Below are 23,222 nucleotides of genomic sequence, written 5' to 3' on the forward strand. Positions count from 1 at the left end.
GGTCAGTTCACGGCGTCCACCTCGTCCTCCGCCAGCTCCACGTCGTACACCAGCGGTTCGGCGCCGACCATCACGTGCCGGGCCCGGGAGGGGTGCTCGGTGGCCGTCACGGCCAGCAGGTACGAGCCCGCGGAGGGCACCGAGACGATGTACGAGCCGTCGGCCAGCGACGTCACCCGGTCGAGCTGGCGGCCGCCCTTGGAGAGCAGGGTCAGCGCGGCGCCCTCGACGGGTGCGCCGTCCGGGGTGCGGACGAAGCCGTGGATCACGGTCGAACCGCCGTCTGCGTCGGGCACGCGCGCGTGGGGCTCGGAAACCTCCTCCTCGCGGGGCTCGACCGCCAGGTGCGGCAGCCGCTTCTCCATACCGGCGGGGAGCCACCAGTTGGAGTTCCCCAGGAGGTGCATCGCGGCCGGCACCAGCGCCGTACGCAGGATGAACGCGTCCAGCGCGACCGCCGCCGCGAGCCCGATGCCCGCCATCGCGCCCTCCATGTCACCGCTGAGGACGAACGCGGAGAAGACGCAGATCATGATCAGGGCCGCGCAGTTGATGACCCGGCTGGTCTCGGCGAGGCCGACCCGGACCGCCCGCGCGTTGTCCTTGGTGTGCACCCACTCCTCGTGCATGCGGCTCACCAGGAACACCTGGTAGTCCATCGAGAGCCCGAAGAGCAGCGACAGCATGATGACCGGCAGGAAGGCCGTGATCGGCCCCTCCTTGCCGATGCCGAGGAGTTCCGTGCCCCAGCCCCACTGGAAGATCGCGACGAGCACTCCGAAGGACGCGGCTGCCGCGATCAGGTTCATCAGGGCCGCCGTCAGCGGCACCACCAGGGAGCGGAAGGCCACCATCAGCAGCAGGAAGCCGAGCGTGATGATCGCCGCGACGAAGTACGGCAGCCGGTCCCCCGTGACGGCCGCGAAGTCCTTGAAGACGGCGGTCACTCCGCCCACGTGGGCCTCGGTTCCGGACTCCGGGATCACGTCGTCCCGCAGCCGGTCGATCAGCTGGTCCGTCTTCTCGGACTGCGGTGACGTGGTGGGCACGACCTGGATCACCGTGACGCCCTGGGAGGGCGGCGCGGCGGCGACCTGGGCGACGCCCTCGGTCGAGCGGATCGCCGACACGAGCGCGTCCGTGTCACCCCCGTCCACGACCACCTGGAGCGGGCCGTTGAAGCCGGGCCCGAAGCCCTCGGCGAGCAGGTCGTACGCCTGGCGCGTCGTCGTCGAGTCCTTGTGGTTGCCCTGGTCGGTGGCGCCGAGCCGGATCGACAGGACGGGCAGCGCGAGGATCACCATCACGACCAGTGCCCCGGCGGCGATCGAGCGCGGCCGCCGCTGCACGTACATGGACCAGCGTGCCGCGAGGCCGCTCGCCTCGGCCGGCTCCGGTCCCGTCGCGGCGAGCCTGCGCCGCTGCTTGCGGCTGAGGACGCGCATGCCGAGCAGGCCGAGGAGCGCGGGCAGCAGGGTGGTCGCGGCGAGGACGCTGAGCACGACGGTCAGCGAGGTCGCGACGACCACGCCGTCAAGGAAGCGCATGTTCATCACGAGCATGCCGGCGAGCGCGATGCACACCGTGCCGCCCGCGAACAGCACGGCGCGGCCCGAGGTGTTGAGGGCCGTGACGGCGGACTCCTCGGGCTTCATGCCGCGCAGGATGCCCCGCCGGTGCCGCGTCACGATGAACAGCGCGTAGTCGATGCCCACGCCGAGCCCGATCAACGAGCCGAGCAGCGGGGCCACTTCGGGCACGTCGGTGACATGACTGAGCAGTGAGGTCGCCATCAGGCCGGTGCCGAGGGCCGCGATCGCGACGACGAGCGGCAGCAGCATCGCGAAGAGCGAGCCGAAGGCGAGGAAGAGGACGACCGCCGCGGCCATGATGCCGACCATCTCGGCGATACCGGTGGGCGGTTCCTGGATGCGGGTGATCGCCTGGCCGCCCAGCTCCACCTGGAGACCGGCGCGTTCGGCGTCCTGCGACGTGTCGACGACGTCCTGCACCAGCTCCTTGGGCACGCCGTTCGCCTGCTCGGTGAAGGTCACCTGGGCGTAGGCGATCCGCCCGTTCTCACTGATCTGCGTGGCCCCCTGGGCGGCGTACGGGCTGCTGACGTCGCCGACGCCCTTCATGCGCCCGATCTCCTCCAGGGCGGGCTCGATCCGGGAGCGTACGGAATCGTCCCGTACGGATCCGTCGTCGACCTTCCACACCACCGTGTCGGTGTCGCCCGACCTCTCCGGGAAGGCCTTCTCCATCAGGTCGTACGCGCGCGTGGAGTCCGTGTTCGGAAGAGTGAAGGTGTCCGCGTAGTTCGTACCCGCCGCGGATCCCGCGAAGCCCAGCCCCAACAGCGCCCCCACCCACAACAACAGGACCACCAGCCGGTGCCGATAGCACCACCGTGCCAATGTCGTCACGTCTCAACGCTCCTTAGTCGGTCGTCGGTCGGTCCCCCAGGTCCTGCGGCTCAGCATCGGGGTGGCGCGCACCCGTGGACACGACTAGGCCATGACTCACAAGGAACTCCAAAGCACGACCCGGCCCCGTTGTCAGTGCCCGCGCCGATACTGGGGGCATGACCGTTCACGAGGGGGCGACCGTCCTGGTCGTCGAGGACGAACCGAGCATCGCGGACGTCCTGGCCATCGCTCTGCGCTACCACCGCTTCGAGGTGATGACGGCGGGGACCGTGCGCCAGGCGCTGACGCTGGCCGAGCGCACCCGCCCGGACGCCGCGCTCCTCGACGTGATGCTCCCGGACGGCGACGGCCGGGCACTGGGCCGCGAACTGCGCGCGAAACAGCCCGACCTGGCCCTGGTGTTCCTGACCGCGCGGGACGCGCCCACCGAGATCGTCGGCGCGCTCTCCTTCAGTGACGACTACATCACCAAGCCGTTCAACATCGACGAGGTGATCGCCCGCATCACCGCGGTCCTGCGCCGCACCCGCCCGGCCGACGTCCTCCCCGAGCGCCCGCCCCTGTGCTACGGAGACCTGGAGCTGGACGAGACGACGTACTCGGTGCACCGCGCGGGCCGCTCGGTCGAGCTCACCCCCACGGAGTACGCACTCCTGCGCTTCCTCGTGCGCAACGGCGGCCGGATCGTCCCCAAGGAGCAGCTCCTGCGCCACGTCTGGCAGTACGAGCACTCGGCCGAGTCGACCGTCGTGGAGACGTACATCAGCTATCTGCGCCGCAAGCTCGACGCCCTCGGCGCCCCGGTGATCACGACACGCCGGGGCGTCGGATACGGGCTCGCATGATCTTCCGCCACCACCACAGCCGTGGCATCCACTCGCTGCGCGGCAAGCTGACGCTGGCCAACGTGGCGCTGCTGGCGCTCGGCATCATCGTGGCGACGGCGGTCAGCCTGATGGGCATGCGGTACTACCTGCTGGACCAGATCGACTCGGAACTCCTCAAAACACGGGACTCATTGGGAAGTACGCAGATCACCGCCCGGCAGATCGACTCCCTGAGCGCGCTGGCACTCGTCCGGGACGGGAAGGTCCCGGAAACACAGGGACCGCCGAAATCGGACTCCCTCTTCGCGGCGGTCGATGACAAGGGGCGGGCCACCACGATCGGCCGCTTCAAGCCCACGGAGAACCAACACGACCTGGCCGCCGCGGTGGACGACCCCCGCGCCCTCACCGGTGACGCCGAGCCGCACGACGTGAGCGTGGGCGGAAATCCGTACCGGGTCACGGCCGTCTCCCTCACGGACGGCACGACCATCCTCATGGCCACCTCGACGGACGCGCTGCACAAGGGGATGGCCAAGGCCCTCAAGCTCGACCTCACCTTCGGCGCCCTGCTGCTGGCACTCCTCGCCGTACTGACCATGCTCAGCGTGAGCCGTCGGCTGCGGCCCCTGGAGGACATGGTCGAGACGTCGTCGGCGATCGCCGAGGGGGACCTGGCACGGCGCGTGCCCTCCAGCCACCACCCGACCCAGGAGGTCGAGCAGCTGCGGCTCGCCCTCAACGCGATGCTCCACCAGGTCGAGTCGGCGTACCGCACCCGCGAGCGGAGCGCCACACAGTTGCGCCGCTTCGTCGCGGACGCCTCCCACGAACTGCGTACGCCCCTGTCGGCGATCCGCGGCTACCTCCAGCTGTACGACAAGGGCATGCTGCGCGAGCCGGGCGAGCGCAAGCGGGCCTGGGACCGGATGACCGGTGAGGCCGACCGCATGGCCCGCCTGGTCGACGAACTGCTCACCCTGGCCCGCCTCGACCAGCAGCCCGAACTGCGCTTCAAGAACGTCGACCTGAGCCGTCTCGTGCGTGACGCGGCCGAGGATCTGCGGGCCCAGCAGCCCGAGCGGCCGGTGACCGTCGGCGCCGACGGGGCCCTGCTGATACACGCCGACGAGTCGGGCCTGCGCCAGATCCTGGGCAACCTCGTGGCGAACGTACGGACGCACACGCCCGCGGATGTCGCGGTCACGCTCGGTCTGGAGCGGGTTGACGGGGTCGTGCGTCTTTGTGTCGCCGACGAGGGGCCCGGTCTTGAGGAGGATGACGCCTCGCGGATTTTCGACCGGTTCTTCCGGGCGGGTGGGGGTGCGGGCAGTGGGCTGGGGATGGCCATCGTTCAGGGGGTGGTCGTGGCTCACGGGGGTGAGGTGGTGGTGCGGACGGCGCCGGGGGAGGGGCTGGCGGTGACGGTCACGTTGCCTGCGAAGGCTTGTGCGGGGTGATTTTCGTGGGGGGTGCGGTGTGTTGCGAGGTGCGGGCCGGTGGGGGCTTGTCGCGCAGTTCCCCGCGCCCCTAAAAAGACGGGGCTATGCCGCCGGGACCAGTGCCCAGACCGTCTTGCCGTATCTTCCTCGGCTCCATACTCCCCAGGCCGTTGTGAGGTGTTCCACCAGGGTCAGGCCTCGGCCGGACTCCTCGTCGTACTCTCCGACCACACGCAGGCGGGGCTGGACAGGGCTCTCGTCGGAGACTTCGATGAGGCAGGAGCCGTCTGCGATGACGGTGACCGCGACCTCGAACTCCCGCTCCAGCAGCGGCCCGTGGCGCACCGCGTTCGTCGCCAGCTCGGAGACGAGCAGCACGACGTCCTCGAACGCCTGCTCCCCCGCGCTGTGCCCCCAGTTCGACAGATGGTCACGCACCCGGCGCCGGGCGAGCCCGACCGAAGCCGGATGCCGGGGCAGCCGGAAGGAGTTGCGTCTCAACACGTTTGCTCCTCACCCCACGCACACCTTCGTCACAAGGTGCTGCGTGGGGTGAGCCCATCGCGTCACTGACGCAACCGTCAACCCCGCGCGAACGCGTCAGATCCGGTCGAGGCTCCACAGCCTGAAGACCCCGGTGCCGTCCGACAGGTACTGTCCGCCGCCCACGCCCTCGCTGCTCAGTACGTAGTCCTTGCGCTGCCACAGCGGAACGAGCGGAACATCGCGGGCGACGTCGTCCTGAACCGCCCGGAAGTCCCCCTCCGTACGACCACGGTCCGCGTACCGCCGGCTGTCCTGAATCCGCCGGTCCACGTCCTTGCTGCTGTAGCCGTTCTTCATGCTGCCGCCGGTGCCGACCAGCGGAGCGGTGAAGTTGTCCGGGTCGGGGAAGTCGGCGACCCACCCGACGGCGTACGCGTCCAGCTCGCCGTCCGCGTACCGCTTCTGGAAGTCGGTCCATTCGTAGCCCTTGAGCGTCACCTGGAACAGCCCGCCCCGCTCCAGCTGCCGCTTGAGCTCGGCGGCCTCCGCCCCGGCCGCGTCCTTCCCCTTCGCGTACCCGTAGGTGAAGCGCAAGGGTGTCTTCACCCCGGCGGCGGCGAGCAGCGCCTTCGCCCGCGCGGGATCGGGTTTCGGGTAGGCGTCGAAGAAGGAGGCCGTGTGCCCGGTGATGCCGGCGGGGATCAGCGAGTAGAGCGGATCGACCGTGCCCTGGTACGTCGTGGCGGCCAGCTCGTCGCGGTCGACCAGCAGGGCCAGCGCCTGCCGTACCCGGCGGTCGTGGAGCGGTGATCCGGCCCGCACGTCGAGGTACAGATTGCGGGTCTCGGCGCCGGCCGCCTCCGTGACGCGATGTCCGGGATCGCTCGGCGACAGCCCTGCGAGCACCTTGGGCGGCAGTGTGCGCGCGACGACGTCGACCTTCTTGGCCTTCCAGGCCGCGTCGAGTTTCTCGGGGGTCGCGTAGTAGCGCACGACGGCGGATTCACCCTTGTTCCGCGCCGCCCCCCGATAGCGGGAGTTCGGCGTCAGCACGGCCCGCTGATCCTTCGTGTACGTCTTCAGTGTGTACGGTCCCGAGCCGTCGACCGCGTTGCCGGTACGCAGCGAGTGCCCGGAGTAGCGGGTGCGGTCGACGATCGAACCGGCACCGGTGGCGACCTTGAACGGGAATGTGGCGTCCGGTGACGACAGGTGGAAGGTGACGGTCAGCCCTTCCGCGTCCACCGAACCCACCGTGTCGAACAACGAGGCAGGCCCCACGGGCGAGTTGATGGACCTGACCCGGTCGAAGGAGAACTTCACGTCCTCGGCGGTCATCCCGCGCCCGCTGGGAAACGTGATGCCCTCCTTCAGCGTGCACCGGTACGTGGTCAGGCCCGCCCCGACGAATCCGCAGCTCCTGGCGGCGTCGGGCACGGGATCCGCGCCGCCCGGCTCGAAGGTCAGCAGCGACTGGAAGACGTTGCTGAACAGGTCCCAGGACCCGGCGTCGTAGGCGCCCGCCGGATCGAGGGCCGTCACCGCGTCCGTCGTACCGACGGTGATGGTCCCGCCGCCGCCCGTCGGCAGCAGCTGCCAGCCGCCGATGCCCACGGCGACCAGCACCAGAACCACCACGAGAATCCGTATGCGAACCGATCGCATCGGCGCCCCTCCTGGAGCCACGGTCCCGTGGCTCGATCCCGCCACTCCCCCAGTGGCTCCTCATGCCACTCCCCGGTGGCGCGAGGCACTCAACCACAGGGGTTTCGGGCGGGGGAAGGCTTATGGGGAGTGTTGGGAGAAAGCTGACCAAGCGATGGTTTCCGGCCGCTTTCGCAGCCTGCTCCCAGGTATGACGGGTGCGCCTCGGGCCTCAAGCCTGTCTGGAAGCCAGCTCCACGACCGTGATGTCGGACGGCGCACCCACCCGCGTGGGCGGCCCCCAGGCACCGGCCCCCCGCGACACGTACAACTGCGTGTCCCCGTACCGCTCCAGCCCGGCGAGGGTCGGATTGGCCTGCTCCGCTATGAGGTTGCCGGGCCACAGCTGGCCGCCGTGCGTGTGCCCCGAGAGCTGTAGATCCACGCCATGGTCCACGGAGTCATGGATCTGCACTGGCTGGTGTGCCAGCAACACACATGCCCGCGACCGGTCCCGGTCCCCGAGCGCCTTGACGAAGTCGGGCCCCTGTCCCTCGTCCTCACCGGCCACGTCGTTGACCCCGGCGAGATCGAAATCGGCCAGTTCCGTACGGGCGTTCTCCAGCGGCCGCAGCCCCAACTCCCGTACGTGCGCGACCCACTCGTCGACACCGGAGAAGTACTCGTGATTGCCCGTGACGAAGAACGACCCGTGCCGTGCCTTCAACTGGGCGAGGGGCGCGGCCGCGGGCCCGAGATCCTTCACGCTGCCGTCGACGAGGTCACCCACGACCGCGATGAGGTCGGGCTGCGTCGAGTTGATCGTGTCGACGACCTTCTGCGCGAACCCACGCCCGAGTACGGGCCCGAGGTGCACATCGCTGACGACGGCGATCCGGAATCCGTGGGCCGACCTGGGGAGTTTCGCGAGCGGCACGGTCACCCGCTTCACCTTGGGACCGCGCAGGACGCCGTACGTCCCGTATCCGACGGTCCCCACGGCCGCGGCCGCGGCGGCCCCACCGACCACGCGCGAGACGAAGAGGCGACGCGAGGGTCCGGTGGCCGCGGGCTCCGGCTTCTCGGCGGGCCCGGGCCCGGGCTTGGCTCCGGATCCGGCCTCGGCCCCGGCTTCCGCTCCGGCCTCGGCTTCGGAGGGGGTCTCGGGTTCCGAGGAGGACTCGGTCTCCAGGTCGGGCACCCGCGTGCGTACGGGTGTGTTCTCTCGTACGCCCACCGGCTCCACCGCCGGCGTCGAGCGCCGCTCCAGCACCCGCCGGAGCAACGGCCGTACGACCTCCCCCACCAGCAACCCCAGCAGGAGGTAGAGCGAGAAGGCCATCCACAGGAAGCCGGGCCAGGCCAGCACCTGCTGCAGCCAGAACGGTGCCCCGCCCCGCTCGGACGCGATCGCCGCGAACATGAGCAGCGGCCCGCCGACGACCAGGGCCGTGCCCACACGCCGCGCCACGCCCGGCCGCGCCGTCGTGTCACGCACCAACCGGCGCCACACGTACCAGTGCAGACCGCCGAACACGGCCAGGACCAGGACCAGGAACACGATGATCACGCGGAGACTCCCCGTTATGACGTGTGACGCAAGGCTCGAACACCGCGCAACCCGATGCCCCCGACGACCGTCCCCAAGACAAAGGAGACAACGGCGAGCGTCAGGTGCACCCAGAAGTACCCGGTCGGATCGCCCGCGTCGTCAAAGGCGAGCCCACTCCCGTCCTTCCACAGGTTCTTGACGAAAGTGATCCAGATGACCCAGCTCCACACTCCGAAGGCGAGCAGGAACCAGGAGACGGGACGGCTGAGCTTCATGGGTTCAGTATCGCCGCCGTCGAACGGCACCGACGTCCGGGGTGGGGAGGGCCACAGAGGGAACGACCGCAGCGGTACGAGCCACAGTGAGGAGGGCCGCGCGACTTCCCGCCCCTCGCCCTGTACGTTCTCGACCGTGCCCGCCATGAAAAAGACCGCCAAGTCCTCCTTGCTGGTCACCTCCGCCACCCTGTTGTCGTTCTCGCTCGCGCTCACCGCGACCGCCACCGCGCCTGCCCTCGCGGACGACAAGCCCTCCTCGACTCCGTCGGCGACCCCGTCGACGTCGACCTCGCCGTCGGGCAAGTCGTCGACCAGTCCGTCGGCCACGCCCCCGGCGAACATGTCGACCGTGGGCGGCGCCCAGCTCGGCCGGTCCGGCACCCAGGCGAACCTCGGCACCGGCGCCCCGGTCCTCCCGAAGGACCTGAGCGCCCGTTCCTGGATCGTCGCGGACGCCGAGTCGGGCGATGTCCTCGCCTCGCACAACGCGCACTGGCGGCTGCCTCCGGCGAGCACGCTGAAGATGCTGTTCGCGGACACCCTGCTGCCGAAGTTCCCGAAGACGGAGAAGCACAAGGTCGTGCCGTCCGACCTGGCGGGCATCGGCTCGGGCTCCAGCATGGTGGGCATAAAGGAGGACGAGACGTACACGGTCCACGACCTGTGGCTCGGCGTCTTCCTTCGCTCCGGCAACGACGCGGTCCACGTCCTGTCCGCGATGAACAAGGGCGTCGACCAGACCGTCAAGGACATGAACGCGCACGCGGAGGAGCTCCAGGCCCTCGACACGACCGTGGTCAGCCCGGACGGGTACGACGAGAAGGGACAGGTGTCGTCGGCGTACGACCTGACCCTGTTCGCCCGCTCCGGCCTGCAGAAGAAGGACTTCCGGGAGTACTGCTCGACGGTCCGGGCCAAGTTCCCCGGCGAGACCAAGAAGAACAAGAAGGGCAAGACGACCCGCGAGTCCTTCGAGATCCAGAACACCAACCGGCTGCTCACCGGTGACTACGGTCTCGACGCCTACAAGGGCATCGCAGGTGTGAAGAACGGCAACACCACGAACGCGGGTTCGACCTTCACGGGTGTCGCCGAGCGCGACGGCAAGGTGCTGCTCGTCACGGTCATGAACCCCGAGAAGGAGGAGCACGACCAGGTCTACAAGGAGACCGCGAAGCTCCTCGACTGGGGCTTCCAGGCGTCCGGCAAGGTCGACCCGGTGGGCGAGCTGGTGCCGCCGAAGAGTGCGGACACGGACGCGCAGCCGGGCGCGAACGCCTCCGGCGAGGCGGGCGGTTCGGGCGACGGCGAGGCCTCCTCGAAGCCCGTCGCGGCCTCGGCCGAGACGGACGGTTCGAGCGGTGTCGGCATCGCGCTGGCGATCACGGGCGGCGTCCTCGTGCTTCTCGCGGCCGGGGTCTTCGTGATCAACCGCCGCTGGCCGCTGCCCGACCTGATGCGCCGCCGCCGCTGACACCGGCGGACTTGCCGATGCCGGCGGATTTACCGATGCCTGCGGACTTACCGACGCCTGTGCCGGTGGATCCGCCGGAGTCGGCGGCCGTGCCGGTCCCGGTGGACCCGCCGGACCCGGCCGGTCCGTCCGCCGCGGCGGGGTCGTCGGGCTCCGCCGACTCCTCGGACCCGGCCGGCTCCTCGTGCTGCGTCGCCGTCCAGGCGGCGCAGTACAGCAGCAGCTTCGAGGTGAAGTTGATCCACAGGAGCAGCGCGATGGGCACCCCGAACGCCCCGTACATGCTCTTCGACGCGACGCCCTGCATATAGCCGCTGAGCAGCAGTTTCAGCAGCTCGAACCCGGCCGCGCCGATGAGTGCGGCGACCACGAGGCGGCGCCGCGCGGGCTGGACCCCGGGCAGCAGCGTCAGGACGTACAGGAGCAGCAGGAAGTCCGCGAGGACCGCCACGGCGAACGCCGCGGTCTGCAGCAGCACCCCGCCCCAGCCGTCCTCGTCGATGCCGAACAGCCGGGCGGTCCAGCCCACCGCGCTCGACGCGACGGTGGAGGCGGCGAGGGTGACGAGCACGGCGCCGCCGAGGCCGACGAGTACGCCGGCGTCCTTGACCTTGTGCAGAAGCGGGTTCTCCTCCTCGTCCGGCAGCTCCCAGACCGCGCGCAGGCACTCGCGCATCGAACCGACCCAGCCGATGCCGGTGAACAGCAGCAGCGCGCCCGCGATGAGTCCGACCGTGCCGGCGTTGTCGACGAGACCGCCGATGTCGAGCTGGTCGGAGATGCCCGGCACCTGCTCGGCGATCTTCTCCTGCAGCTTCTCCTGCCCCTCCTTGTCGAGCGTCGCGGCGGCGATCGCCGCCGCGACGGTGATCAGCGGGAACAGCGCGACGAAGCTGATGAAGGTCATCGCGGCGGCGAGCCGCGTCCACTTCACCCGGTCCAGCCGTTCGTACGAGCGCCACGCGTGCGTGGCCATCAGACGTGTGACCAACGGGCCCATGCCGGGGAGCTTTTTCAGCCAGTCCATGATCCGACTCTGCCCTCGCCTCGGAAAACCAATGTCCGGGTACCCCAAAACCGCAGGACAGTGGCGAGCGCCATGCCGATTCCCGAACCCGATACCGTGTCCGCGCGCGGGGAGGTGAACCCGAGGCCGTAGTGGCTGATGAGGATGCACAGCAGCTGGACGAGGGCGCCGGCGACGTTCACCGCGAAGAAGACCGCGTACCGGCGCAGGCCGCCCGTCGTCGTGTGGCGGTAGGTGCCGAGCGCGTTGCCCGCGTACGCGACCGAGCAGCCCGCCACGAACGACAGGGCCTTGGCGGTGAGCGGGTCCAGCCCGACGGGGCCGCGCAGCCAGACGAAGAGGGCGAGGTCGGCGGCGTACGCGAGGAGCCCGACGGCGGCGAAGCCGAGCAACTCGTGGGCGCCGGGGGCCTTCAGTCGCTGTGCGTGGCTCACCAGTTGGCCACCGCCAGGCCGTACATCGCGAGCCACACGACGCCGATGAGGGCGAGCGCGCGGTCGCGCAGGACGACGTCCTCGGGTTCGCCGGCGGTGCCGCGGTCGGCGAACACCGCGTATCTCAGGACCGCGAGGATGAAGGCGACCATCGACAGCTGCCGCCAGGGCAGGACGCTGGTGTGGGGTACGCCGCCCTCCTCCAGGGCCCACAGGCAGTAGCCGAGGACGGCGACCGAGGCGGCGAGCTGCCAGACGAAGCGCAGGTAGCCGGTGGTGTACTCGGTGAGCAACGCGCGCGTGGCGCCCGCTTTCCCGGCCATCTGCACGGCTTCGGAGTAGCGCTTCGCCGAGACCATGAACAGCGCGCCGAAGCCGGTCGTGATCAGGAACCAGCGCGACAGCGGAATGCCGAGCGCGAGTCCCCCGATCATGGCCCGCATCAGGAACCCGGTGGTCACCACGACGAGGTCGATCACGAGGACGTGCTTGAGGCTGACGCAGTACGCGAACTGCATGCCCAGGTAGGCGGTCAGCAGGGCCGAGGTGAGCGGGGAGCACAGGAAAGCGGCCACCGTCGGGGCGACGACGGCGAGCGCGATCCCTACGGAGTAGGCGACCGGTACGGGCACCTGTCCGGCGGCGACCGGCCGGTGCCGCTTGACCGGATGGGCGCGGTCGGCGTCGGCGTCCCGCGCGTCGTTGACCAGGTAGACGCCGGCGGCGCAGGCCGTGAACAGCACGAAGACGAGCGCGATCTGGGTGAGCGCGTGGCGGGAGAAGAGCTCGCCGGCCGCGGCCGGGGCGGCGACCACGAGGACGTTTTTGACCCACTGTTTCGGACGGGCGGTCCTGATCAGCCCTCTTAGGAGGCCGCTTTTCTCCCGGGCGGGCTGTTTCTCGTGCTTCTTGTGGGTGCTCTCCAGGAGGACCGTTTCAGCCATGGTCACGGCCTCCTGTCATCCAGCGGGCCCCGAGCCGGGCCGTGATCGCGCCGAGCGCCGCGCCCGCGGCCACGTCGGAGGGGTAGTGGACGCCGACGACCAGCCGCGAGAGGCACATCGCCGCGGCCAGCGGGGGCACCACGTGGGCGCCGAGCGCTCCGAAGGCCACGGCCGCGGCCGCCGCGGAGGTGGCGTGCGAGCTGGGGAAGGAGTGCCGGTCCGCGGTGCGGACCAGGGGTTCGACGTGCCCTGGGCGTGGGCGTCGTACGAGCCGTTTCACGCCCATGCTGGCGAGGTGCGCGCCCGCGGTCAGGGCCGTGCCGCGCAGCCAGGCGCCGCGCCGCTCCCGGTCGACGGCCGCTCCGGCGAGGCCCGCCGCGAGCCACAGCGCGCCGTGTTCGCCGGCCAGGGACAGGGCCCGCGCGGCGGCGGCGACGCGCGGGGCGGCACCGCGGGCGTGGAGGGCCGTGAGGATCCGGTGGTCCAGGTCGGGGCGGTCGTCGTGGTGGTCGTCGTGGTGGTCCATGTCGACTCACTGTTCACGTCAACACCGCTGGAACTCCGGCAATATTGAGCGACATCCCATTAATCACCCATTTCGGGGAGAGTAAGGATGTTAGGGAACTAACGGTCACTTTCGGGCGATACGGTCGCATGCATGTCTGCCGACACGGTTTCCGTCACGGGGTGGGGCCGCACCGCCCCCACCACCGCCCGTCTGATCCGCCCTCGTTCGTACGAGGAGGCCGCGGCGGCCGTCCGGGAGTGCGGGGCCCGTGGAGGCATCCCACGGGGCCTGGGACGGGCGTACGGGGACGCGGCGCAGAACGCGGGTGGGGCCGTGTTCGACATGACGGGCCTGGACCGCGTCCACGCGATCGACGCCGACGGCGGGACTGTGCTGTGCGACGCGGGCGTCTCGTTGCACCGCCTCATGGAAGTCCTGCTGCCCCTGGGATGGTTCGTGCCCGTGACACCCGGGACGCGCTATGTGACGGTCGGCGGGGCGATCGGCGCGGACATCCACGGCAAGAACCACCATGTGTCCGGCTCGTTCGCCCGCCATGTGCTCTCCTTCGAACTGCTGACCGCGGACGGCGAGATCCGTACGGTGAGCCGCGGCACGCCCCTCTTCGACGCCACGGCGGGCGGGATGGGCCTGACCGGTGTCATCCTCACGGCCACCGTCCGGCTGCAGCCCGTGGCGACCTCGTTGATGTCGGTCGACACGGAACGCGCCACGGACCTGGACGACTTGATGGCCCGCCTGACGGCCACCGACCACCGCTACCGCTACTCGGTCGCCTGGATCGATCTGCTGGCCCGCGGCGCGTCGATGGGGCGTTCGGTGCTGACCCGGGGCGATCACGCCCCCCTGGAGGCGCTGGCGGATGGCACGCGCGCGCGTAGAGCCCCTTTGGAGTTCCGTCCCGGCAGCCTGCCCGCCGCCCCCGCCTGGCTGCCCGAGGGGCTGCTCGGCCGGACGACGGTCGGCCTCTTCAACGAGCTCTGGTATCGCAGGGCGCCCCGCGCGCGCAGCGGCGAACTGCAGCGGATCTCCACCTTCTTCCACCCGCTCGACGGCGTGCCGCACTGGAACCGCGTCTACGGGCTCGGCGGTTTCGTGCAGTACCAGTTCGTCGTCGGGTACGGCCAGGAGGACGCCCTGCGCCGGATCGTGCACCGCATCTCACAGCGCCGCTGCCCCTCCTTCCTCGCCGTCCTGAAGCGCTTCGGGGAGGGCGATCCGGGCTGGCTGTCCTTCCCGATGTCCGGCTGGACCCTCGCGCTGGACATCCCCGCGAACCTGCCGGGGCTCGGCGGTTTCCTGGACGAGCTGGACGAGGAGGTGACCGCGGCCGCCGGGCGTGTCTACCTCGCCAAGGACTCCCGGCTGCGGCCCGAGCTGCTCTCGGAGATGTATCCGCGGCTGGGCGATTTCCGGGCGCTGCGCGAGGAGTTGGACCCGCGTTCCGTCTTCACCTCGGACCTGTCCCGCCGCCTCGGGCTCTGAGGCGAACCACTCGGTGAGTTCGGTTTTCCCACTCTCTCTGAATCTCTCTATAGGAGTTCGGTTTCATGAAGGACGCCTTCGGTGCCCCCCAGTCCATGCTCGTTCTCGGCGGCACGTCCGAGATCGCGCTGGCCACCGCGCGGCGGCTGATCGCCCGCCGTACCCGCACGGTGTGGCTCGCCGGCCGCCCCTCGCCCGCCCTGGAGACGGCCGCCGCCGACCTGCGCGTCCTCGGCGCGGACGTCCGTACGGTTGCCTTCGACGCGCTCGCCCCCGACGCCCACGAGACCACACTCGGCAAGGTCTTCGCCGAGGGCGACATCGATCTCGTACTGCTCGCGTTCGGTGTCCTCGGCGACCAGTCGCGCGACGAGAACGAGCCCGGCTCGGCGGTCCGGGTCGCGCAGACCAACTACACGGGCGCGGTGTCGTCGGGGCTGGTGTGCGCGCGGGCTCTCCAGGCCCAGGGACACGGTTCCCTCGTCGTGCTCTCCTCGGTGGCCGGCGAGCGCGCCCGCCGCGCCAACTTCATCTACGGCTCCAGTAAGGCGGGCCTGGACGCCTTCGCCCAGGGCCTGGGCGACGCCCTGCACGGCACGGGCGTCCACGTGATGGTCGTACGCCCCGGCTTCGTCCGCACCAGGATGACGACGGGCCTGCCGGAGGCTCCCCTCGCGACGACCCCCGAGGCGGTCGCAACGGCCATCGAGACAGGCCTGCGCCGACGCTCCGAGACGGTGTGGGTACCGGGGGCACTGCGGCTGGTCATGTCGGCCCTGAGGCACGTACCCAGGGCGGTGTTCCGCCGCCTGCCGATCTAGGGGGGCGATGCCCCCTAGGGGCGCGGGGAACTGCGCGACAAGCCCCCACCGACCCGCACTCCGAACATTGCCCCACCCCCGCCCCGCCCCACCCCACCCCGCTCCCCGCGGAGCGCTACCGCTTGAGCGACACGATCACGGACTTGCTCATCGGATTCCCGCTCTGGTTCACCTGGACATGCCCCACCCCGAGAACCCGATCGGTGCCAGGCACAACCTCCACCGCCGACAACCACAACGACTGCCGGGAAGTCGCCCGCACCCCACCCCCGCTGGGCAACCGAGGCCGCTTGATCTTCGTACAGGCACCGCCGCTGTCGACGTACCGGTTGCCGTCCAGGAAGAGCCCACGCGTGCCGTCGACCGCCATGGGGACGCGCCCGGCGCAGTCGCCCTCGGCGTCGGGCGCCTTGGCCCAGCCGGAGCCGTCCCAGCGGAGCCGTACGGGCTCCTCCTGGGGTTCGTCCTCCACCTCGCCGTGGTTGAAGCTGTGCATGCCGTACGCGCGGACGTCGTCGGCCGCGAGGGCGAGGACGTCGTCGATCGAGGCGCCGGGCTCGGGCGGCACCGGCTCGGGGAAACGGTAGGCGGGGGTCTCCGTCAGCTGCCAGGAGGAGCCGTCCCAGTGCACGGCCGCGGGCTGTGTGAACTCTCCGCCGTCACTGCCGTCGCCCGTCTCGCGGTAGCCGACGGCCCACAGGTCGTCGGCCGCGACGCCGTCGAGCGAGACGACGGTGGCGGGCAGAGTCGAGGTGCTCCACCGGGTACCGTCCCAGTGGTGGATCCGCGACTCGCCGCTCAGGGCCCATACGTCGTCGGCCGCAAACGCCTTCATGTCGACGAGCCGGCCGCCGTCGCCCGGCAGCTCCGGGAGCGCGGTCCAGCGTGTGCCGTCCCAGCGGGCCGTCCGTGGCCCTCCCAGGGTCGGCAGGGAGGCCGTCAGCAGGAACCCGTCCGCGCCCAGGGAGTCGAAGCGGGCCTCGTGGACGGCGGAGCCGAGCGCGGCGGGCATCGGCTGCCGCTGCCAGCGCGTGCCGTCGTGGTGGAGCAGGAACCCGTCGTCCGGCGATGGATTCTCACTGTCCTTGCCGGTGACGGTGCCCGCTGCCCAGACGTCGTCGTCGGCCGTCGCGATCACGTCCGACAGCTCGCTCCCGTCGTCCAGGATCTCGTCGTAGGCCCAGGTCGGCCCGGACGTCCCACCGGCCGCAGGTGATGACGACGAGGGCTGTTTCGCCTTGGCGTCGTCGCCGTCGGCCTCCGTACCGCATCCGGCCAGCGTGAGGCCCAGCACGGCGAGCCCCGTCACGATCCTGCGCATGATCTCCCTGATCGTCCGATTCCCCGCCGGCCCGGCCCGTGGGCCGTCTGATCTGTGGGTTGTCCGGTCCGCGGGCTGTCCACTCGGCGGGCCGTCCGCTCAGCAGGCTGTCCGCTCAGCGGGCCGGGAGCGGGCCCCGCTCCGCGCGGGTGGCCTGCGGCGGCACGACCGCGCCCCCGAAGACGTAGTCACGCAGCCTGCGCCACACACCGTCGGCCCCCTGCTCGTAGAGCGCGAAGCCGGTGCACGGCCAGTCGGCCGCGTACTCCGCAAGCTCCTCGAACGCCCGGTCCATCGCCTCGTCGTCGATGCCGTGCGCCACCGTCACATGCGGGTGGTACGGGAACTGCAGCTCGCGCGCCACGGGCCCGGACGCGTCCCTGACCTGCTTCTGCAGCCAGGTGCAGGCCTCGGCGCCCTCGACGACCTGCACGAACACGACGGGCGACAGCGGACGGAAGGTTCCCGTGCCCGACAGGCGCATCAGGAAGGGACGGCCGGCCGCCGCGACCTCGACGAGATGCGCCTCGATCGCGGGCAGCGCCGACTCGTCGACCTCGGTCGGCGGCAGCAGTGTGACGTGCGTGGGGATGCCGGAAGCCGCGGGGTCGCCGAAGCCCGCGCGCCGCTCCTGGAGCAGGCTGCCGTGTGGCTCCGGGACCGCGATCGACACACCGATCGTTACGGTCCCCACGTCGTCTCCTGTCGTTGTGTTGATGTTCCGTCGTGTTGGTGTACTTCTCGGGCATGGGTTGCTGCCGGTTCGGCTATCGACTGTACGGCCGTACGGCCCCGTTCCGGTTGTAGTACCGGTGTTGTCCTGGTCTCGTACTGGCTGTTGTCCCGGTTGCCGGCCCGGTTGCCGGCCCGACGGTCAGTGCTTCGCCGGCAGGAAACCCACTCTGTCGTACGTCTGGGAGAGCGTCTCCGCGGCGACGGCGCGGGCCTTCTCGGCCCCCTTGGCCAGGATCGAGTCGAGCGTCTCCGGGTCGTCCAGATACTGCTGGGTACGCTCCCGGAACGGCGTCACGAAGTCGACCATGGCCTCGGCGAGGTCAGTCTTCAGCGCACCGTAGCCCTTGCCGACGTACTTCTGCTCCAGTTCCGCGATACCGGTTCCGGTGAGGGTGGAGTAGATGGTCAGCAGGTTGCTGACGCCGGGCTTGTTCTCGACGTCGTACCTGATCACCGTGTCCGTGTCGGTGACCGCGCTCTTGACCTTCTTGGCGGTGACCTTCGGCTCGTCGAGAAGGTTGATGAGGCCCTTCGGAGTCGACGCCGACTTGCTCATCTTGATCGCCGGGTCCTGGAGATCGAAGATCTTCGCCGTCTCCTTGAGGATGTACGGCTTCGGAACGGTGAAGGTCTGCCCGAAGCGGCCGTTGAAGCGCTCGGCGAGGTCGCGCGTCAGCTCGATGTGCTGGCGCTGGTCCTCACCCACCGGAACCTCGTTGGCCTGGTACAGCAGGATGTCCGCGACCTGCAGGATCGGGTACGTGAAGAGGCCGACCGAGGCGCGGTCGGCGCCCTGCCTGGCGGACTTGTCCTTGAACTGGGTCATGCGGGACGCCTCGCCGAAGCCGGTGAGGCAGTTCATGATCCAGGCGAGCTGTGCGTGCTCGGGAACATGGCTCTGGACGAAGAGCGTGCAGCGCTCCGGGTCGAGACCGGCGGCCAGCAGCTGGGCCGTGGCGAGCCTGGTGTTGGCGCGGAGGTCCGCGGGGTCCTGCGGAATGGTGATCGCGTGCAGGTCGACGACCATGTAGAACGCGTCGTGGGACTCCTGCAGGGCCACCCACTGACGGACGGCGCCGAGGTAATTGCCAAGGTGGAACGAGCCTGCGGTGGGCTGGATTCCAGAGAGCACACGAGGACGGTCTGAAGCCATGCTCACCATTCTCTCAGGTGTCGGGTGCCGTTCCGGAACTGGTCGGAAACAGATGTGACACGGGTGGGAACCGATCTGCCTCGGGCGGTGTAACAAGAGCGTGAGGACGCGGGAGGGGGGCCGCATCGTCGATGAGGCCGCGGTGATCGCACGCGTGCGCGCCGGAGAGCCGGAGGCGTATGCGGAGCTGGTGCGTGCCCATACGGGCCTCGCGCTCAGGGCGGCCGCGGCACTGGGGGCGGGTGCGGACGCTGAGGACGTGGTGCAGCAGGCCTTCTTCAAGGCCTACTGCTCCTTGGGGCGCTTTCGGGACGGCGCGGCGTTCAAGCCATGGCTGCTCTCGATCGTCGCCAATGAGACGAGGAACACAGTGCGGACGGCGGTGCGCCAGCGGACGCTGGCCGGCCGTGAGGCCGCCCTCGTGGAGGCCGAGCCACTGATACCGGAATCGGCGGATCCGGCTGCCGCGGCCCTGGAGGTCGAGCGCCGGACGGCCCTGCTCACCGCCCTGGAAGGACTGGGCGAGGACCACCGCCTGGTCGTCACCTATCGCTATCTGCTGGAGATGGACGAGTCGGAGACCGCCCAGGCCCTGGGCTGGCCGCGGGGGACGGTGAAATCCCGGCTCAACCGCGCCCTGCGGAAGCTCGGCAGACTCCTTCCGGAGTTCGAGCCGCGGGAGGGGGAGGGTTCGGGGGCTTTGGGAGACGCGGGAGATACGGAGGGCCCGGGCGGCCCGAGAGGTCGGAAGGCGCGGGGAGGAGGTGATGAGCGTGAGTGATTCGGAGGAGCCGTACGAGGCGGAGGGTATGGGGTCGTCCGGTGACCGGGGCCGTGGTGAGGGCCGGCATGAGGACGGGCGCGGGCACGGGCCTGGACCTGGGCAGGGGGACGGGCAGAGGAACGGGCACGGGCAGGGTGCTTCTCGGTTGCCCGAGGAGTTGCGGGCGCTCGGGCGGTCGCTGGACCGGCCCGGGGCCGCGGGCGGTGAGTCGATGGTCGAGCGGGTGCTGGAGCAGATACTCGCCGAGCATGTACCGGTCCCCGTGGCGGAACCCCCGGGCCTCGCGGAGCGGCTGAGGGCGGTGCGCCGCTGGGCCCGGGCGCGTCGGCGTGCGCTGGCCGCGGGGCTGTGCGGCCTGCTGACGGTCCTCGTGCTCACGCCTCCGGTGCGCGCCGCGGTCGTCGAGTGGTTCGACTTCGGTGGCGTCGAGGTGCGGTACGACCCGTCGGCGACGCCTTCGCACGGGGCCGAGGTGCCCGGCTGCCGCGGCCCGTCCCTCACTCTCGCCGAGGCCGAGCGGCGAGCGGGCTTCGCACCCCTCACACCCCCTGCCCTGGGGACCCCGGAAGCCGTGACGGTGACCCGCGAGCCGAAGGGGCGGTTCCTGATCACCCTGTGCTGGCGCGAGCAGGGGCGCACGGTCCGGCTGGACCAGTATCCGGCGGTGCTGAGTCCCGGCTTCATCAAGTTCGTGCGGGAGCAGCCGGAGTATGTGCCGCTGGGCAAGGACGCGGTCTTCGTCAAGCGTACGGCGCTGTGGTTCCCCGACCCTCATCTCCTGCGCCTCTGGCTGATGGACGGGGACGGGGAGTTCACCCACTCCACGCGGACCGCTGGACCCACGCTGCTGTGGGTGCACGGGGACGACACGACGCTCCGGCTGGAGGGTGTGGCGTCGAAGGCGCGGGCGGTGGGGATCGCGAAGTCGCTGGACTAGCGGGCCTGTTGGCGAGGGCGGGGCGGGGCGATGTGGGGCGGAGCGATGTGGGGCGGGGCTCGGCCGGGGCTTGGGGTGGGGCTCGGCCGGGGCCCGGCCGGGGCTGGGCGGCGTGGCGCGGGCTTCTCGAAATTTTGGTCGGTGTCGAGTGGGAACCCCGGCGGGTCGAGCGGTGTACCAGAAGTGACACGCGGGTGCGGGCGGACCGCACCGGGGCCGATTGGGGGGTGTCGGGATGCGCAGGGTTCATGCACGGGTGACGGGGAGCCGGGGTTGGGCGGCGGTCTCGGGCTGGGCGATGGCGCTCGGCCTGGTGGTGCTGTGCGCGCCCACGGCGACGGCCGGCGGTCCGACGAGCGTGCTGGTGGTCTCGCCGGAGAGCGGCCAGAGCACGGCGCTCTACAACTCGAAGGAGGAGTACGGGGAGTTGGAGCGCCTCCTCGGGCAGCCGGGCACCGGCACCCGCGAGGAGCCGCCGGGGCTGGGCGTGGGCAGCGGTCGGCAGATCAATGTCACCTGGATGCTCCATGACGTCTCGCCCTGGCGGGTCGACCGTGTCTATCCGGAGACACCGAGCACCAAGGATGTCTGGATACACACGGCGGCCAACGTTCCGAAGTCCATGAACGGCCACTGGCACAAGGCCGAGCAACCGGCGGCGGTGCGCGCGCTGTTGAAGAAGCTCGGCGTAATGGGTGAATCGTCGTCCGGCGCGGGGGCCATCTATCCGGCGCCCTGGGAGACGGCGGAGGGCGCCGCCGCCGGGCCCGCACCCGAGTCCGGGTCCGGGTCCACTGAGCAGTCCGGCGCGGCTGCGGCCACTGCGGCGGCGGGCGACGACACCGACTGGTGGTGGGCGATACCTGGGCTGGTGACGGGGGCCGTGCTGGCCCTGGGGCTGCGGCCGTTCGTCGGGCGGCTGCCGGGAGTGCGGCAGTTGGGCCGCCGGCGGGTTCGGGTGCGGGAGGCGGGGCCTCGGCAGGAGCTGAGGGATGTCTGAGGGGGGCTTCTGCGAAGGGGGCTGAGAACGGCGTCTGAGAGGGACCTCCGGGTGGGGTGTCTGAGGGGGGCCTGTCGGAGGAGGGGCCTTGTGAGGAGGGGGAGTTGTGAGGAGGAGGAGTTGTGTTGGGCGGGTTGGAAGGAGCTATTCGGTCCGGAGCGCACGGCGGCCGGTGCGGCCGATCCCGCGGGCAGCTGGGGTGGGCGACAGCCGGACTCGCCGCGGGCCTCGCCCTCGGCTCCGGCGGCACCCTGCTGATACGCCGCGCGGCGGCCGGGCGTGAGCCTGGGCCGCCGCGGGAGTCACGACAGGAGTTGATCGACTTGTGAGTCGGCCTACGAATCCGCTGGTTCGGCTTGTGGGGCGGTTCCGGCCGAGACCGGATGTCAGTTCTCGGTCTCGGTGCCCGCGCCCTCGCTCGCACCATTGCCCGCGGCCTCGGCCGAGGTCTCGGCCGAAGTCTCAGCCGAGGTCGATCTCCGGGTAGAGGGGGAAGCCGGTCAGGAGGTCGGTCGCCCGGTGGGAGATCTCGTCGGCGATCTTCGGGTCCAGGACGTGCTGGGCCTTGGAAGGGGCGCCCTTGGCGGTGGTGCCGGGCTCCGTGGTGGCGAGGACGCGGTCGATGAGGCCGGCGATCTCGTCCATCTCGGTGGCGCCGAGGCCACGTGTGGTCAGCGCGGGGGTGCCGATGCGGATGCCGGAGGTGTACCAGGCGCCGTTCGGGTCGGCGGGGATGGCGTTGCGGTTGGTGACGATGCCCGAGTCGAGCAGGGCCGACTCGGCCTGGCGGCCGGTGAGGCCGTAGGAGGAGGCGACGTCGATGAGGTTGAGGTGGTTGTCGGTGCCGCCGGTGACCAGCGTGGCGCCGCGTCGCATCAGGCCCTCGGCGAGAGCGCGGGCGTTGTCGACGACGGCCTGGGCGTAGTCGCGGAACTCGGGGCGGCGGGCCTCGGCGAGTGCGACCGCCTTGGCGGCCATGACGTGCGGAAGGGGGCCGCCGAGGACCATCGGGCAGCCGCGGTCGACCTGGTCGGCGAGGGAGGAGTCGCACAGGACCATGCCGCCGCGCGGGCCGCGCAGCGACTTGTGGGTGGTCGTGGTGACGATCTGGGCGTGCGGCACCGGGTCGAAGTCGCCGGTGAGGACCTTGCCGGCGACGAGACCGGCGAAGTGCGCCATGTCGACCATGAGCGTGGCGCCGACCTCGTCGGCGATCTCCCGCATGATCCGGAAGTTCACGAGACGGGGGTAGGCGGAGTAGCCGGCAACGATGATCAGGGGCTTGAACTCACGGGCGGAGGTGCGCAGGGCCTCGTAGTCGATGAGGCCGGTGGCGGGGTCGGTGCCGTAGGAGCGCTGGTCGAACATCTTGCCGGAGATGTTCGGGCGGAAGCCGTGGGTGAGGTGGCCGCCGGCGTCCAGGGACATGCCGAGCATGCGCTGGTTGCCGAAGGCCTGGCGCAGTTCGGCCCAGTCGGCATCGGAGAGGTCGTTGACGTTGCGGACGCCGGCCTTCTGAAGGGCGGGGGTCTCGACGCGGGCGGCGAGGACGGCCCAGAAGGCGACGAGGTTGGCGTCGATGCCGGAGTGCGGCTGGGCGTAGGCATGCTCGGCGCCGAAGAGTTCGCGGGCGTGCTCGGCGGCGAGGGCCTCGACGGTGTCCACGTTGCGGCAGCCGGCGTAGAAGCGGCGGCCGACGGTGCCTTCGGCGTACTTGTCGCTGAACCAGTTGCCCATGGCCAGCAGGGTGGCCGGGGAGGCGTAGTTCTCGGAGGCGATCAGCTTGAGCATCTCGCGCTGGTCGGCGACTTCCTGCCCGATGGCGTCGGCGACGCGGGGCTCGACGGCGCGGATCACTTCGAGGGCGCTGCGGAAGGCGGTGGATTCGTTGGAAAGGGGCTCTGGCATGACGGCCTC

General features: G+C 70.6%; 21 protein-coding genes. 8 read left to right on the forward strand and 13 right to left on the reverse strand.

The window, feature by feature from the left end:
• Nucleotides 1-2 precede the first annotated feature (2 nt).
• Nucleotides 3-2,420, reverse strand: a complete 2,418-nt coding sequence (locus ACIBEI_RS40100) for an MMPL family transporter (RefSeq protein WP_398895743.1) — start codon at nt 2,418-2,420, stop codon at nt 3-5.
• A 167-nt stretch (nt 2,421-2,587) separates the two neighbouring features.
• On the opposite strand from ACIBEI_RS40100, the gene ACIBEI_RS40105 reads away from it, so the two are divergent.
• A complete protein-coding gene (locus ACIBEI_RS40105; protein ID WP_398895620.1) occupies nt 2,588-3,277 on the forward strand; it encodes a response regulator transcription factor in 690 nt (229 codons plus the stop codon).
• Nucleotides 3,274-4,719 carry an ATP-binding protein gene (locus ACIBEI_RS40110; protein ID WP_398895622.1) on the forward strand — a complete coding sequence of 482 codons (1,446 nt, stop codon included), beginning with the start codon at nt 3,274-3,276 and terminating at the stop codon, nt 4,717-4,719. Before ACIBEI_RS40105 ends, ACIBEI_RS40110 begins: the two co-directional genes overlap by 4 nt.
• Before the next feature lie 84 nt (nt 4,720-4,803).
• On the opposite strand, the gene ACIBEI_RS40115 is transcribed toward ACIBEI_RS40110, so the two are convergent.
• The 4 genes from ACIBEI_RS40115 to ACIBEI_RS40130 form a co-directional block, all read right to left on the reverse strand.
• Complete coding sequence (locus ACIBEI_RS40115; RefSeq protein ID WP_360766319.1) at nt 4,804-5,205, reverse strand: ATP-binding protein; 402 nt, start codon at nt 5,203-5,205, stop codon at nt 4,804-4,806.
• Nucleotides 5,206-5,301: 96 nt separating this feature from the next.
• Nucleotides 5,302-6,852 carry an ABC transporter substrate-binding protein gene (locus ACIBEI_RS40120; protein WP_398895623.1) on the reverse strand — a complete coding sequence of 517 codons (1,551 nt, stop codon included), beginning with the start codon at nt 6,850-6,852 and terminating at the stop codon, nt 5,302-5,304.
• A 211-nt stretch (nt 6,853-7,063) separates the two neighbouring features.
• The gene (locus ACIBEI_RS40125) at nt 7,064-8,401 is read right to left on the reverse strand and encodes a metallophosphoesterase (protein ID WP_398895624.1); all 1,338 of its coding nucleotides are present in this window, start codon (nt 8,399-8,401) and stop codon (nt 7,064-7,066) included.
• A 14-nt stretch (nt 8,402-8,415) separates the two neighbouring features.
• The gene (locus ACIBEI_RS40130) at nt 8,416-8,658 is read right to left on the reverse strand and encodes an SCO4848 family membrane protein (protein WP_055615755.1); all 243 of its coding nucleotides are present in this window, start codon (nt 8,656-8,658) and stop codon (nt 8,416-8,418) included.
• A gap of 145 nt (nt 8,659-8,803) precedes the next feature.
• Here ACIBEI_RS40130 and ACIBEI_RS40135 point away from each other — a divergent pair, with 145 nt between their 5' ends.
• Nucleotides 8,804-10,135, forward strand: coding sequence for a D-alanyl-D-alanine carboxypeptidase family protein (locus ACIBEI_RS40135; protein ID WP_398895745.1), 1,332 nt, complete (start codon nt 8,804-8,806; stop codon nt 10,133-10,135).
• Here ACIBEI_RS40135 and ACIBEI_RS40140 read toward each other — a convergent pair.
• The 4 genes from ACIBEI_RS40140 to ACIBEI_RS40155 are packed head-to-tail and all read right to left on the reverse strand — an operon-like array spanning nt 10,089 to nt 13,066.
• A complete protein-coding gene (locus ACIBEI_RS40140) occupies nt 10,089-11,162 on the reverse strand; it encodes a YihY/virulence factor BrkB family protein (RefSeq protein ID WP_398895625.1) in 1,074 nt (357 codons plus the stop codon). The genes ACIBEI_RS40135 and ACIBEI_RS40140 overlap by 47 nt on opposite strands.
• A complete protein-coding gene (locus ACIBEI_RS40145; protein ID WP_398895627.1) occupies nt 11,150-11,596 on the reverse strand; it encodes a GtrA family protein in 447 nt (148 codons plus the stop codon). The genes ACIBEI_RS40140 and ACIBEI_RS40145 overlap by 13 nt, the downstream gene beginning before the upstream one ends.
• Nucleotides 11,593-12,540, reverse strand: a complete 948-nt coding sequence (locus ACIBEI_RS40150; protein WP_398895628.1) for a decaprenyl-phosphate phosphoribosyltransferase — start codon at nt 12,538-12,540, stop codon at nt 11,593-11,595. Before ACIBEI_RS40150 ends, ACIBEI_RS40145 begins: the two co-directional genes overlap by 4 nt.
• Nucleotides 12,533-13,066 (reverse strand): phosphatase PAP2 family protein, encoded by a 534-nt coding sequence (locus ACIBEI_RS40155; RefSeq protein WP_398895630.1) that lies wholly within the window; start codon nt 13,064-13,066, stop codon nt 12,533-12,535. The genes ACIBEI_RS40150 and ACIBEI_RS40155 overlap by 8 nt, the downstream gene beginning before the upstream one ends.
• 132 nt (nt 13,067-13,198) lie before the next feature.
• On the opposite strand from ACIBEI_RS40155, the gene ACIBEI_RS40160 reads away from it, so the two are divergent.
• Both ACIBEI_RS40160 and ACIBEI_RS40165 read left to right on the forward strand, forming a co-directional pair.
• Nucleotides 13,199-14,554, forward strand: coding sequence for an FAD-binding protein (locus tag ACIBEI_RS40160; protein ID WP_398895632.1), 1,356 nt, complete (start codon nt 13,199-13,201; stop codon nt 14,552-14,554).
• Nucleotides 14,555-14,619: 65 nt separating this feature from the next.
• On the forward strand, nt 14,620-15,375 hold the full coding sequence (locus ACIBEI_RS40165) for a decaprenylphospho-beta-D-erythro-pentofuranosid-2-ulose 2-reductase (protein WP_398895634.1): 756 nt from the start codon (nt 14,620-14,622) through the stop codon (nt 15,373-15,375).
• A gap of 115 nt (nt 15,376-15,490) precedes the next feature.
• Here the strand turns inward: ACIBEI_RS40165 and ACIBEI_RS40170 are convergent, their stop codons facing one another.
• The 3 genes from ACIBEI_RS40170 to trpS all read right to left on the reverse strand — a co-directional run bounded on the left by ACIBEI_RS40170 (nt 15,491) and on the right by trpS (nt 18,584).
• Nucleotides 15,491-16,696, reverse strand: coding sequence for a hypothetical protein (locus ACIBEI_RS40170; RefSeq protein WP_398895636.1), 1,206 nt, complete (start codon nt 16,694-16,696; stop codon nt 15,491-15,493).
• A gap of 115 nt (nt 16,697-16,811) precedes the next feature.
• Entirely contained in the window at nt 16,812-17,390 is a 579-nt protein-coding gene (locus tag ACIBEI_RS40175) for a 2'-5' RNA ligase family protein (protein ID WP_398895638.1), read from the reverse strand.
• 180 nt (nt 17,391-17,570) lie between these two features.
• Nucleotides 17,571-18,584 (reverse strand): tryptophan--tRNA ligase, encoded by a 1,014-nt coding sequence (trpS, locus tag ACIBEI_RS40180; protein ID WP_398895640.1) that lies wholly within the window; start codon nt 18,582-18,584, stop codon nt 17,571-17,573.
• A 100-nt stretch (nt 18,585-18,684) separates the two neighbouring features.
• Here trpS and ACIBEI_RS40185 point away from each other — a divergent pair, with 100 nt between their 5' ends.
• From ACIBEI_RS40185 to ACIBEI_RS40195, 3 genes are all read left to right on the forward strand, one after another.
• Nucleotides 18,685-19,365 carry an RNA polymerase sigma factor gene (locus ACIBEI_RS40185; protein ID WP_398895642.1) on the forward strand — a complete coding sequence of 227 codons (681 nt, stop codon included), beginning with the start codon at nt 18,685-18,687 and terminating at the stop codon, nt 19,363-19,365.
• A gap of 148 nt (nt 19,366-19,513) precedes the next feature.
• Complete coding sequence (locus tag ACIBEI_RS40190; RefSeq protein ID WP_398895644.1) at nt 19,514-20,305, forward strand: hypothetical protein; 792 nt, start codon at nt 19,514-19,516, stop codon at nt 20,303-20,305.
• A gap of 235 nt (nt 20,306-20,540) precedes the next feature.
• Nucleotides 20,541-21,305: a hypothetical protein gene (locus tag ACIBEI_RS40195; protein WP_398895645.1), complete on the forward strand. Its 765-nt coding sequence runs from the start codon at nt 20,541-20,543 to the stop codon at nt 21,303-21,305.
• A gap of 462 nt (nt 21,306-21,767) precedes the next feature.
• Here ACIBEI_RS40195 and ACIBEI_RS40200 read toward each other — a convergent pair whose 3' ends face one another.
• Nucleotides 21,768-23,213, reverse strand: a complete 1,446-nt coding sequence (locus tag ACIBEI_RS40200) for a glycine hydroxymethyltransferase (RefSeq protein ID WP_398895646.1) — start codon at nt 23,211-23,213, stop codon at nt 21,768-21,770.
• Between the last annotated feature and the right edge of the window lie 9 nt (nt 23,214-23,222).

The sequence above is a fragment of the Streptomyces sp. NPDC050988 genome, assembly GCF_044456225.1.
In the GTDB taxonomy this organism is placed as follows: Bacteria; Actinomycetota; Actinomycetes; order Streptomycetales; family Streptomycetaceae; genus Streptomyces.

Coding starts and splice junctions, on each gene's coding strand:
- ACIBEI_RS40105 (WP_398895620.1), top strand. CDS start 2,588: ATGACCGTTCACGAGGGGGCGACCGTCCTGGTCGTCGAGGACGAACCG.
- ACIBEI_RS40110 (WP_398895622.1), top strand. CDS start 3,274: ATGATCTTCCGCCACCACCACAGCCGTGGCATCCACTCGCTGCGCGGC.
- ACIBEI_RS40120 (WP_398895623.1), bottom strand. CDS start 6,852: ATGCGATCGGTTCGCATACGGATTCTCGTGGTGGTTCTGGTGCTGGTC.
- ACIBEI_RS40130 (WP_055615755.1), bottom strand. CDS start 8,658: ATGAAGCTCAGCCGTCCCGTCTCCTGGTTCCTGCTCGCCTTCGGAGTG.
- ACIBEI_RS40135 (WP_398895745.1), top strand. CDS start 8,804: ATGAAAAAGACCGCCAAGTCCTCCTTGCTGGTCACCTCCGCCACCCTG.
- ACIBEI_RS40140 (WP_398895625.1), bottom strand. CDS start 11,162: ATGGACTGGCTGAAAAAGCTCCCCGGCATGGGCCCGTTGGTCACACGT.
- ACIBEI_RS40150 (WP_398895628.1), bottom strand. CDS start 12,540: ATGGCTGAAACGGTCCTCCTGGAGAGCACCCACAAGAAGCACGAGAAA.
- ACIBEI_RS40155 (WP_398895630.1), bottom strand. CDS start 13,066: ATGGACCACCACGACGACCACCACGACGACCGCCCCGACCTGGACCAC.
- ACIBEI_RS40160 (WP_398895632.1), top strand. CDS start 13,199: ATGTCTGCCGACACGGTTTCCGTCACGGGGTGGGGCCGCACCGCCCCC.
- ACIBEI_RS40165 (WP_398895634.1), top strand. CDS start 14,620: ATGAAGGACGCCTTCGGTGCCCCCCAGTCCATGCTCGTTCTCGGCGGC.
- ACIBEI_RS40170 (WP_398895636.1), bottom strand. CDS start 16,696: ATGCGCAGGATCGTGACGGGGCTCGCCGTGCTGGGCCTCACGCTGGCC.
- trpS (WP_398895640.1), bottom strand. CDS start 18,584: ATGGCTTCAGACCGTCCTCGTGTGCTCTCTGGAATCCAGCCCACCGCA.
- ACIBEI_RS40195 (WP_398895645.1), top strand. CDS start 20,541: ATGCGCAGGGTTCATGCACGGGTGACGGGGAGCCGGGGTTGGGCGGCG.
- ACIBEI_RS40200 (WP_398895646.1), bottom strand. CDS start 23,213: ATGCCAGAGCCCCTTTCCAACGAATCCACCGCCTTCCGCAGCGCCCTC.